Source organism: Halalkalibacter akibai JCM 9157, from assembly GCF_000513135.1.
Classification (GTDB): domain Bacteria; phylum Bacillota; class Bacilli; order Bacillales; family Bacillaceae_D; genus Halalkalibacter; species Halalkalibacter akibai.
Genome location: NZ_BAUV01000077.1, coordinates 1 through 11,264, shown reverse-complemented (window position 1 = coordinate 11,264; position 11,264 = coordinate 1). Strand labels below are relative to the sequence as shown.

Annotated in this window: 16 protein-coding genes; 1 reads left to right on the top strand and 15 read right to left on the bottom strand. The window is 33.0% G+C overall.

Going from position 1 to position 11,264, the window contains the following annotated elements; all coding sequences use genetic code 11:
* Positions 1-82: 82 nt before the first annotated feature.
* From JCM9157_RS21755 to JCM9157_RS21710, 11 genes are all read right to left on the bottom strand, one after another.
* Complete coding sequence (locus tag JCM9157_RS21755) at positions 83-544, bottom strand: GNAT family N-acetyltransferase (RefSeq protein ID WP_035668295.1); 462 nt, start codon at positions 542-544, stop codon at positions 83-85.
* Positions 545-638: 94 nt separating this feature from the next.
* Positions 639-815 carry a hypothetical protein gene (locus tag JCM9157_RS24765; RefSeq protein ID WP_156321512.1) on the bottom strand — a complete coding sequence of 59 codons (177 nt, stop codon included), beginning with the start codon at positions 813-815 and terminating at the stop codon, positions 639-641.
* 172 nt (positions 816-987) lie between these two features.
* Positions 988-1,443 (bottom strand): DUF3888 domain-containing protein, encoded by a 456-nt coding sequence (locus tag JCM9157_RS21750; RefSeq protein WP_035668292.1) that lies wholly within the window; start codon positions 1,441-1,443, stop codon positions 988-990.
* A 147-nt stretch (positions 1,444-1,590) separates the two neighbouring features.
* Positions 1,591-2,274: an HAD family hydrolase gene (locus tag JCM9157_RS21745; protein WP_035668290.1), complete on the bottom strand. Its 684-nt coding sequence runs from the start codon at positions 2,272-2,274 to the stop codon at positions 1,591-1,593.
* Between the two features lie 152 nt (positions 2,275-2,426).
* Positions 2,427-3,095, bottom strand: coding sequence for a hypothetical protein (locus tag JCM9157_RS21740; RefSeq protein ID WP_035668288.1), 669 nt, complete (start codon positions 3,093-3,095; stop codon positions 2,427-2,429).
* A 139-nt stretch (positions 3,096-3,234) separates the two neighbouring features.
* Positions 3,235-3,702 carry an NUDIX hydrolase gene (locus JCM9157_RS21735; protein ID WP_035668286.1) on the bottom strand — a complete coding sequence of 156 codons (468 nt, stop codon included), beginning with the start codon at positions 3,700-3,702 and terminating at the stop codon, positions 3,235-3,237.
* A gap of 125 nt (positions 3,703-3,827) precedes the next feature.
* The gene (locus JCM9157_RS21730) at positions 3,828-4,130 is read right to left on the bottom strand and encodes a GNAT family N-acetyltransferase (protein ID WP_235715073.1); all 303 of its coding nucleotides are present in this window, start codon (positions 4,128-4,130) and stop codon (positions 3,828-3,830) included.
* Positions 4,131-4,733: 603 nt separating this feature from the next.
* Positions 4,734-5,087 (bottom strand): hypothetical protein, encoded by a 354-nt coding sequence (locus JCM9157_RS21725; protein WP_035668284.1) that lies wholly within the window; start codon positions 5,085-5,087, stop codon positions 4,734-4,736.
* Between the two features lie 168 nt (positions 5,088-5,255).
* The gene (locus JCM9157_RS21720; protein ID WP_035668282.1) at positions 5,256-5,498 is read right to left on the bottom strand and encodes a DUF4190 domain-containing protein; all 243 of its coding nucleotides are present in this window, start codon (positions 5,496-5,498) and stop codon (positions 5,256-5,258) included.
* A 110-nt stretch (positions 5,499-5,608) separates the two neighbouring features.
* Positions 5,609-6,001 carry an IolE/MocC family protein gene (locus tag JCM9157_RS21715; RefSeq protein ID WP_035668280.1) on the bottom strand — a complete coding sequence of 131 codons (393 nt, stop codon included), beginning with the start codon at positions 5,999-6,001 and terminating at the stop codon, positions 5,609-5,611.
* A 229-nt stretch (positions 6,002-6,230) separates the two neighbouring features.
* Positions 6,231-7,007, bottom strand: a complete 777-nt coding sequence (locus JCM9157_RS21710) for a class I SAM-dependent methyltransferase (RefSeq protein ID WP_035668279.1) — start codon at positions 7,005-7,007, stop codon at positions 6,231-6,233.
* Positions 7,008-7,209: 202 nt separating this feature from the next.
* Here JCM9157_RS21710 and JCM9157_RS21705 point away from each other — a divergent pair, with 202 nt between their 5' ends.
* On the top strand, positions 7,210-7,809 hold the full coding sequence (locus tag JCM9157_RS21705; protein ID WP_035668277.1) for a hypothetical protein: 600 nt from the start codon (positions 7,210-7,212) through the stop codon (positions 7,807-7,809).
* A gap of 673 nt (positions 7,810-8,482) precedes the next feature.
* Here JCM9157_RS21705 and JCM9157_RS21700 read toward each other — a convergent pair.
* The 4 genes from JCM9157_RS21700 to JCM9157_RS21685 form a co-directional block, all read right to left on the bottom strand.
* Entirely contained in the window at positions 8,483-8,938 is a 456-nt protein-coding gene (locus JCM9157_RS21700; RefSeq protein ID WP_035668275.1) for a DUF4871 domain-containing protein, read from the bottom strand.
* Between the two features lie 187 nt (positions 8,939-9,125).
* The gene (locus tag JCM9157_RS21695) at positions 9,126-9,515 is read right to left on the bottom strand and encodes a tautomerase family protein (protein WP_035668273.1); all 390 of its coding nucleotides are present in this window, start codon (positions 9,513-9,515) and stop codon (positions 9,126-9,128) included.
* A gap of 157 nt (positions 9,516-9,672) precedes the next feature.
* Complete coding sequence (locus JCM9157_RS21690) at positions 9,673-10,242, bottom strand: hypothetical protein (protein WP_035668271.1); 570 nt, start codon at positions 10,240-10,242, stop codon at positions 9,673-9,675.
* A 149-nt stretch (positions 10,243-10,391) separates the two neighbouring features.
* Positions 10,392-10,817, bottom strand: coding sequence for an HAD family hydrolase (locus JCM9157_RS21685; protein WP_235715072.1), 426 nt, complete (start codon positions 10,815-10,817; stop codon positions 10,392-10,394).
* Positions 10,818-11,264: the final 447 nt, after the last annotated feature.

Sequence of the window (11,264 nt, the reverse complement as noted above, 5' to 3'; positions counted from 1 at the left end):
CTCCGCCTCGCTGTATTAATTGATAGTAAATAAATAATGAAATAGGTTAAAAAACCTCTTAGCGCATTCGTTAGTGAAATTATTATAATTTAAGTTTTAATCCTTCATGTGTTGCCTTAAAACCTAACTTCTCATAAAATCTCAAAGCATCTGGACGTTCTTTATCTGTTGTAAGCTGTACTATGTGACAACCACGTTCTGTTGCGCGATTAATTCCCCATTTAATGAGTTCAGTCCCAATGCCTTTACTACGAGAAGAAGATGCGGTTCTTACACCTTCAATGGTAGCTCTCCAACCACCCTGATGTGTTATATAAGGAGTGAAGGTAATTTGTTGAACCCCAATAATCTCATCTCCTTGGTATGCTACAACCAGTTCATTGTTTGGGTCGGATGTAATAGTTTGAAACGCTTTTATGTAACTATCTGGAAGGGGTTGCTCGTATCTTTCCCTCTTACTACCTAAGACATCATCAGCAAGCATTTCAACAATTTTATCCAAATCTTGTTCTGCTGCTATTCTAAAATTAATTTGTATTTCCATTTTTAGCCATCCCCCTAGATTAGAAAATTCTTAATTCCTTCTTCAACTCTTCTGCCGTTAGCGCAATAGGCAGTGCAACAATCATAAAAATCCTTTAGAAAACCGTTCTTACTTTATATAGATAAAACGATAAGATTGCAAAAATAAAAAATAAAGTAGCCGAAACCACATAGTAAGTTGATTTAAATGTATAACTAAGCGAGTCCATACTACTTACCATGGATGAGCCTAAACCAGCAAATAAAAGAACTACTAATAATTTTCTTTTCACTTCTTCAACTCCCCTTGTATTTAGTTGTTCAATAATACTGCTCCGTTAGTCAAACAACTTTGAACTCAATTAAATATAACATTTTTTCCCTTTTATTTGTTTCAGAAATAAGAAAAAAGCACCCCTGCTACTATTGCAGAAATGCTCCTGTGAGTTGATTATCATTACACATTTATTGAATTTTCTTTTGCTTAATTTTGTGCTTCCAAGTTGAGGGAAGTTCATGAGTTTCAAGATGTTCAAATTTCCTTAACTTAACTTGTCCAGGTATTGTAGGAGAAATTTCTAATGTCATCCTATCTTTTCCGACTGACACATGTGGTCCAACAACTGGTGTAACTTCTAACGTAAAATCAAAGTGAAAGGTACGAAATTCACCAACTCTTTCAACATTCACAATATCAATTTGATACGGGTAAACCAATGGAGATTCGGTTAAGTATTCAGAGTAATAATTACTCACTGCTTTATCTATGTCATCTAATAACATAAGCAGTAAAATATCTTGAACCATCAATTCTTTGGAATCTTCGGTTGGTAATGAATTGTTAATGTGAGCAAAACTAAAAGTGTTCCAAGAAAAAACAACAAAGCAGGTAATAACAATAGTGAAAATGGATTTCTTCATAATTGCCCTCCGAATGGATTTTTTTATAGTTTTTTCCTGGAGGATTTTTTAATGACAGGGAAAATATGTAACATTGCCTTATTAAGCTATTCTTCCCGTTAGTCGAACACGGAAATGATGTTTTGTTCAAGTATGGCACCCGTTCGGTTAACAAGATTCAAGTTTTTGTTCGATTAAATTTTCTATGATTATTGGTATTTCTGCTAAATCACTAACTGTGAAATCTGCTTGAACATTGTCCCACTGAAAGTCTTTTATCCAAATTCCTCTCATTCCGACATTTTGAGCGGCTTTCACATCATTTTCAGGATGGTCCCCTACAAATACACTTTGCTTAGGTGATACATTTAGTTGTTCTAAGGCTCTTTTAAATATTTTTGGGTCAGGTTTTTTTATTCCTTCCCATTCAGAAACCAATATCACATCAAAATGCTCTTCAATTCCTAAAGCTTTAATATTATCCATTTGGAATTGTCCATACCCATTTGTAATCATTCCTAAAAGAAAATTGCTACTCTTTAATTCTTCCAACATCTGAATTAGATTATCAAAAGGAACACAGTTATACTTAAACTCACTTATGTAATCTTGAAGCAATCCTTCCCAAGTTATGCCAGAAATATGAAATTCTTGAGTTAATTGTTTATATACTTTATCTTTCCAAACATATCCACGCTTGTCGAGTTCAATAAATCTTGAAATATATTTCTCTTTTGTGATATGACCTACCCAATTATTTAATCGCTCGTATTGATTTTCTATGAATCTCCTTACTGACTCATCTCGATTTAACAAAGTTCCATCTAAATCAAATAAGACCGCCTTTATCATTTTCCCAACTCCCCAAATAAGTAGTTTATACTGTTATTCTCTACCGTTAATACAAATACCTATATTAACTAAACTGCCAGTAAGCGCAATAAGACAAGCGATACCCTCTTAAAATATCGCCCCCGTTAGTACAACAAGATTTAAAATAAGCTCTATTTTAACGTTATTGTATACAGTTTCTTTTCATATTCATTCAAGATTTGTGATTGAGAAGTTTCAATTATTTCTCCCATCCTCTCTCTTGTTAGGTCGTCTCTTTTTACTTTTCCGATTTGTTGACTAACTTCCTCTCTATACTTTTCCTCTACCACCTCACTGTAATAGCTGGAACTCGAAAAGTAATATACGGGAGAATTACCATGAGTTTCTACTACCCCTTTGTAAACTTGAAAAGCCTTCATAATTGTTTGGATTTCTGCCTCCTGAAAATAGATTAATAGTTGTATATCATGACTATGTCCATCATTTGTCTTAAATGAATATGGCAGGGTATCTTGAAATGGAATACCACCACCAATATATACTAATGAGTCTTTATCAGTTGTAATTAACTTTTTATTTGTAGCGTTTTCTACTATTTCACCACTTGCTTTAATTACAATGTCATTTTCTTGAGGATAAAATATCCTATAGTGATTTTCAAGAATCAATTGAGTGCCAATTAAAGCTAAGATTGCTATTGCACCTATCAACCACTGATTTAGCTTTATCTTAAATAGTTTAAATACTTTAGCAACCAAATAAATATAGAGTCCTACTAAAAAAACAATCCATAATGTCCCTAGAATGGAGTCCAACCATATGGGAATCACAAATGTCAAAAAATCACCTCCATAAAGAACGTATCGTAATTATAAAAATTGAATAAAAACACCATTAAGTTACTTCACTATCCTGCTGTTAGCACACGCAGCGACTGCTAATTAGACTCACATCCATTTACTTGGAGACATAGTTGTATTATCCAATAATCGGAGTTTGTTTCTTTGATAATAAATCATCGACTAGCATTTTATGTTCGGTAAATATATTTGCTGGTAGTTCTTCAAGTGTAAAGAACTTGTTCTGAATTGACTCTTCGTTGTTTTCAATTAAATCTCCGCTGTATCGTTTACAAATAAATAAGGTTTGAACCAATGAAACTTGGTCTCCATTAGAAAAGGTCTTGTCATATTTAGGTCCAGAATAAATACCAAATAACTCCATCTCTTCTAAAACAAGTCCTGTCTCTTCATAAACCTCTCTCTTAGCTGTATCCTGAACTGTTTCACCCAAATCCATAAATCCACCTGGAAGTCCCCACTGACCATTATCAGAGCGTTTTTGCAATAGCACTCGTTTTTCTTTATCAAACACAAATGCACCTGCAACAACCATAATAACCTTCTCGTTTCCTACCGTAGACCTTAGATGTTGTATATAGTCCATTTAAACATTTCCCTCTCCATTTAGTTATAAATCCTTATTAAATAACACTTACCTACTATTCAATATCTTTAACCAAAGAGCACTTCTCCTTCTTAAAGAAATGCCCCCGTTACTTCAAGAAAAAATCATATTTTCTTTTCAAAATAGGTTAAGGATAATTGGTCGCCCACCATAACTTCTTTTGTATTTTGAAATCCATTCTTTTTATAAAAAGAAACTGCTGGTTCATTTTTAGAACCTGTTGCTACTTTTATCGTTTTAACATCAAATTTTCTTTCAATGAAATTTAAAAGCAACTGTGCAATTCCTTTTCTAAAATGGTTTGGATGTACGATTAACCTATAAATATCAACTTCACGGTCCACTACTTTTATTGATATTGCTCCACATAGTTCTTCATTTACATAATAACCAACGAAAGTTCGCAATGTTGTAAAGAATAAACTGTATCCTTCAATGGTGGTATTTCATATGAATCAAATTATTTCAGCTTCAACCTTATTAGATGGAATTTGAACATTTAAAACATCTTCAGCATGTTTTCTATTACTAATATCAATTATTTTTATCAAGGGGAATCCTCACATTCAAATTATTGTCTCCTCCCACAAATCTGCCCCTTTAGTTTAACATATTTTTCCATAAACCGAACGAAAAAAGAGCTGCAACAACGCAACTCATAAATTACTATCACTTCCGTTAGTGGAATATTTTTTTACTTCTTAACTGTTTCTACTGTAAAACCAATTAGACAAACAAAGATTAAAAACGGAATTACAATTGGAATTAAACTTCCTAACCACTCCATATCTCGTCCCCTTCAACCAACACTTTTTTTATTTTATGAAGGCAATTATCTAAGAAGAACCATTAATTAAGTGTTTACCTGCTCGTTAGTGAAACAGAGATAATCGCAATGTTATTAAACCATTGGCTTCACCGGTTTGTTTCGTATAAAAATAAAGCTATGCTTCTGCCAAGCATAGCACTGTTACTTAAAAAGAAAACACTGTTAAGAAATAAGAAAAAAGTTAAAAGAGTACCGTTAAAAGTGTTGTGAAAAATATAATTGAAATAGCGGTCCAGACGAATATCCCTCCAAGGCTACTTTGGGGCTTTAGAGAAGACTCATAGTCAGTCTGAAGTTTCTGCTGATGCTGCTCATCTGGAGGATTGTACGCTGTGTAAATTGGATTGGCTACTCTGCTACCGTGATAAAGTGTTTTATATAACGGGAATGAAGAAATAAACAACACTAACGCTACTCCAAATGCCATCATCTTTATTGTTTCAAGGGGAAATTCACGAGTAATTAAAAATGTTATTAATCCGATAAGTATATAAATCCCTATTGAAATAACCAAACCATAAAAAATGTTTCTCAAATTAATCCCTCCTAACTGAAGTACACCTAGTTAAGTTATAAAAACATTTATCTTATCCTATCGTGTTAACCTGCAAGGTTTAGCGTAATAAGTGATAGCTGTTGTTTTGCTATCGCTCCCGTTAGATGGCGTATCAAAAGTACCTCTTACCTTATGAAAACAAACTTATTATATATAGATTTGAGTAGACAAAAATAGTGAAATCACTATTCCTATAATACTACAAACCCTACCACCAACGGCTAACTCGGAACCACTTTCTTTTGATGTCTTTATTTCTTTCAGACTTTTATTTGCTAAAAACAAACTAATAACGCCAAAGATGATACCAATAAAAGGGATAAGTATTGATATTATTCCAAAGGTTAAGGCGTTTATTGATTTTTTATTTACACTTTTCTTCTGGTCCATTCGCTCTACCACCTACCTTTTTTTAAAATGGAATTATAGTAAAAAATTTAATTAAGGTATTCTGCCCGTTAACAAGAGAAAGGCAATAACCTCTATTAAATTAGAGCATGTTACCAATAATTATGTTTAGATAAAACTTCTAAATCCTTACCAATAAGCTTAGATGCTTCATATATTACTCCCTCATCGTATCTTATTATATCGAAATAGCCATTATAATACTTCCAAACGTCTGGTTGACTAGAATAATCGACGATACTCTTCAAAATTTCATTAAATAATAAAACAGCTTCTTCTTCTGTTAATTGGTCTTCCACCATCACTCTTAATTTGATATCATTCTCACCATCAAAAGAAGCTGCAACAGCTTCTACACCTTCAAAATGTTCTCTCCATTCCTCTAGCGTTTTGCTCATATCAATTCCGGGTTGTTGGATACAACCAGCGAATAATATCAAGAATCCAAAGCAAATACCCAAAAATAATACATTAGTTCGCTTCATGTATATCCCCCTTTAAATACAGTTGATAGTATCCTTATTGAAGTAAACTTACTCTTCACATAAAAGTCCCAGCTTTCGTTGACCATTAAATTAGACTCCCGTGTTGAACGAGTGCACTAGTTAGCGTAAATATATAAAGTCATACTAACCAACTTTTATCGTAGACTACAAAAAACGCTACCCCAATTGAAAGCAGCGCTAGTACATGTGCGTATAATTTTCTTAGCTATTACTTTACAGCTTTCCAAATGGTCCATCTATCTCTTTCAACAATAGTTGTTTTCTCAGGTAGTGAATAATTAATATGAGTTAGAAGTAACTTTAATTCTTCATCATCTAATTCATGTAAGATACTTCTTCCAGTTCGTTCACTTAAATTTTTTAGTAACTGTTCTTTATTATCATAAACGTTTCTTGTTTCCCACAACTTAACTTCTTCGATGTTCTTAAATCCAACCTGTCTAAGTATTTCAATTACATGGTGACTATTATGTCTTCGTTCGGTTTCTTTTTCAATTAATCTAGGAAAGACCTCAAAGAAGTATCCTCTAACATGGCTTATGTCCCCTTTTAACAGACAATCTTCTGGGGTTCTGTCTTGTACTATATAAAAGCCACCATCTTTTAATAGTCTAAATGCCTCTGTAAAACAAGGATTTAAATCATTAATATGGTGTATCAAAGCTCTTTCAAGTAACAAGTCATAAGTACCGCTATCTAATCCTGAGTCAAAAGCATTACCATGTTTAAAGGATATATTATCGTATGCCTTACAATTTTCTTTTGCACCATCAAGTATGGATTTAGAAAAATCAACTCCTGTTACATAATCCACACCTAAATCAGATAGAGCCTTAGAATAAATTCCACCACCACAACCAATATCTAAAGCATTGTTAATTCCATTAATGGGAACTAAGTTGGTTAATGCATCAATCCAAGTTTGGTCAGCGTTTCGAGTTGTGTAAGTAACGCTATTTCTTTCACTATGAAAATCAATACCCACATTAAAACCTCCTTAAGCCTATTAGATGCATCAGTTAAATTTTACCATACATTCTGATAATTAGCTTGACTGAGGAAGCATATTCATACAAGAACTACCATTGTAAAAATACTAATGTTACGAAAGACAAGCTCTCATAAGATACGTGTCGATAACATAATCATTCTTATAAAGGTTGATTCGAGCAAAGGGGTGGAAAATATTGATAAAGAAATTACTATTTGTTTTGTTGATTTCTGTTATTCTTGGTGTTTCAGGATGTTGGAAGAATGATAACAAGTTAGATACATCACTATTAAAGACAATTGGCGAAAATTCTTACGTTTTCCCAGCATACGAAGTTATATTAGGAGAAATGCCTTTTAAAACTCAACTTCCAACTTATATACCCTTTAAAGGTACAACAGCAAGCAAATTATGGGAAACATCGAGCATTATTACTAATAATAATCTAGAGGAAGTATCTGTTCAACTATCAGTCCAGACGTTCTTACCTGAGGATGGTCCGGAAGCCTTACTCGTAGTTGCTTCTAATTACAAAGACGAGTCTTGGGAAAACACAATATTGGGGAAAGAAGTTCAATTAAGTAGTGGCTTATTTAGTAAATTTTCTTATGGAAGCAATACTGAAGATGATTATGTTGACTTAAGATTTAATAATGAGGGCATCTATTATATTCTAATTTATTATAATGAGGTACAAACAATAGAGGAGAAGGAAAAGGAATTAATAAAAATCGCAAATTCTTTAGTTGATTATGATAAGTGGTATGACAAAACGTATCTATCTAATAAACAATAATTAATTTCCACCATTTCAAGTAAAACGAATGTATAAAATTTCAATAACCTTTACTGGGTCATCAACATTATAAGATGCTTTGATAAAGGCTCTGTTAAAGGTTAACGTCGTATTAAACAGGACTTATATAACATGGGAAGTCCTGTTTTTAAATATCGCGTTCACTAATGCTCCCCGATTGTTGAAGAACTAATTGTCTTTTTTTCTATCATCAAGTTTATTTGAACAGTGGAAACATAATAAACCAATAGCTAAAGAAAGGAGAAAAGGAATTATTGCAAGTACAGGTATAACAATTGTCCAGTAGAGTAAATATGCACTTATTGCAAATATAAACCAACTTACAATGAGTAAAAAACTGGACGCAAACTCTTTTAGTTGAGGAACTTATTAGGCTAATCTCTGTTAGAAATTTTTTCATTTATTTCTTCTAACTTCTTATCTATTTCGTGTAACCTATTTTTCGTATCATTAAAATGATGGAAGACTCTTGATATTAAATAAATCACCAATAAAAAAAATATAATGTTTAATATAGCTCCAAAAACATCCATACTCATCATCCTTTTTAATATTTTTCTTTCACTAATCTGCACGTTACTTCAATAAGAAAAAGACACCGCTGCTTATTCGAGGATTGCTCCCTTAATGGAATAGGAATTAAAGAATTGCTTCACTCCTTTTCATGAACTTTTACAAATACTGAGCCGTGTAGTCTATCATCCACATACGCATCTAATTTCCACATACCACTTTCAGGAAGAGACATCACGGAAGGGGCGTGTTGGTCCGCACCATTATTCGAACCTCCTAATGTATGCCTATCAAGTAAAGTAATAGATTCTACATTGTCTTCGTGGGTAGCAATGACTTTAAACTCACCTTTCAATTCCTTTGGGTCTCCCCATAAATGCCACATATATTTTTGTTCTTTGTTCGGGTAAAAACGAGTTACTTCATTATCATCATAGATAAAACCTATTCGCCCCTTTTCTCCAATCATCTGGTATCCACCAGATTCAAACAAAGCGCTTTCTTCCCATTTGGTTTCTGTTTCATTTGAACATCCAAACAAAATAGAGCCATAAATTACAATCAAACTAAGTACAAAAAGATGTGGTCTTTTCATCTAATACCTCCCATTTTTATAACTCTTGTTCCACAATCCTGCTCCGATACTTGAATAACGATTTTCATAATTTTAACACTAATTTCCTTTTATAAGTACAAAAAAATGCGTCTCTGCTTTATTGCAGAAACGCCTCCGTTACTTGAATAAGCCAAAAAAGACGGTCAAGTAGTGACCGCCCTTTTACTCATACATTAACTTTATAATTCAGTGCTAATTCATCTCCAGGTAATCCTCTTATTCCCCAGTTATGTTTTGGTGTTTCAAAAATTGTAACCTCAACATCTTGAGGGGATATACCTAATTCATTATTTATTCGCTCAAATAGTAATTTTAGTAATTGTTTTTTAGCTTCTACCGTTCTACCTTCAAACATACTAACCTCAATTACGGTATATGCTTCGGTTCTCCCACTCGCAAAATGAAAATCTTCTTTGTCCATAGGGAAAAAACGATGAAATTTCTTATCCGAAGGAAACTGAAGTGCTTCCACCATACATGAATGAATAACATTCGATAATGTTTCCTTAATTGGATTTAACCTTTCCTTAACACCGTAAATTTTAATTTGTCCCACTCTCATCTCACCTTTCTCTTCTCAGCTAAACTCGACTAACAATACACAATATTCTATAAAGAAGTCAGAAATACCTTCTTCAAGTATTCTGCCCGTTAGCGCAATAAGGCAAGCGATGCCTTGTTAAAGCATCGCATCCGTTAATTGAATAACCACACTATTGCTTTTCTTTAACTTGATTAAGGAGTTTAGAAAGCCAATGCTTCACTTCATCCTCGTTAAACTTATTATCTAAAATAAACAAACATGAATATGAACCCTCTTCTAAATTAACGTTAGCAAACAAAGCTGTTTTTCCTGAATCTAACTCTTGTGATACTATTTCTACATCGTACCCTTGTATGTTTATTACCTTTTCTACATTAGGGCTACTCAAAGATGTAGTTAATATATCCAATTGGATTCTCAGTTCACCATTATAAAATTCATGCCATAGTTCAGAATTTGTACTTGCTTCCCATCGTTTAATGTCTTCTTTTGAGTTCAACCTTAGTTCAACTTCATCCCTTATACCGTAACTAATCCTGACAGATTTCATTCCACCTTTAAATGGCGGATTTTGTTTAACGACTGATAAGACTTCAAAAGGTTCATCAAGAATAATAGCTTTAACACCCAATTCATTTTCGATTTTTTCTTCTAGTTTATTGAAAGTTCCATTTGTTGAATTTGAACATCCACTTAGTAAAAGAAACGCAAAAAGAAAAAAATATATGCTTATCTTCACAAACTCCCCCCTTTTCATAACACATTCCTATCAGAAGCAATCTCCTGTTAAATGTTACTGCCGCGTTAGCACCGTAAGGAACAGTCTGTTTAACTATTGCCTCCTTTAGTTAAAGAAGGCGATTGTTGTTGTTCAACAATCGCTCCCCGTTAGTAAAATAACTGATGACTAACATTTTTAATCCATTTACCTTTATCGTCTGCCAATAAAGTATTCCAACCTAAGTTCCGTGCTTCAATCAGATTTTTTTCTTGGTCATCGACGAATAACACATTTTCATTTCCGTTTAAATGGGAGTTTACTTTTAAGTATATATCAACTTGTGGTTTACAAAACCCTACTTCACCAGAAATAGTTATACTTTTTATGTAGTCTTCAACTGGTCTGATTATATGTTTCACCCATTCTATACGATGATTACTTAACAAGTGAATATTAGCATACTTACTCCATAATGGGATTTGCTCAAGAGCAGGTAAAGGCTTAATCACTGAGAGTAATTTAGTTCCAGCATACTCTTTATCTATGGTTGGGAACCTCTCTATCAACTTATCCCAAAATTCTTCATCTGTCATTTTTCCTGTCCATAATTGTTCTCGGACTTCCTTTCTAAACTTGATAAGGTCATCATATGAAACTTCAAATTTTAAAGATAAATCCTCCAAAATATCGGGGAAAAATTAGTAGCAATCACTCCTGCAATATCTAAAACTAAGTCAGTTTTTTGGCTCATCTATTTCAACCTCCAAAATAAACTATCCTGCTTGTTCAAGTATTCTGCCCGTTACTTGAATAACCGTCGTTTTAACTTTAACATTAAACTTTACGGCACAATTGGTCTTTAGAGTAATGATAATGATGGGCAAGCCATACATATAAATAAGAAGTATGAAGGAGGAACTACCATGGGAAAAATTTTTCTATTTGCAGTTTTCATTTTAAGCTTAATGGCTTTTTCAACAGTTTATTCAAACACAACAAATCAAGTATCAACCTATGATGAGAAAATTAATGATGTGTAT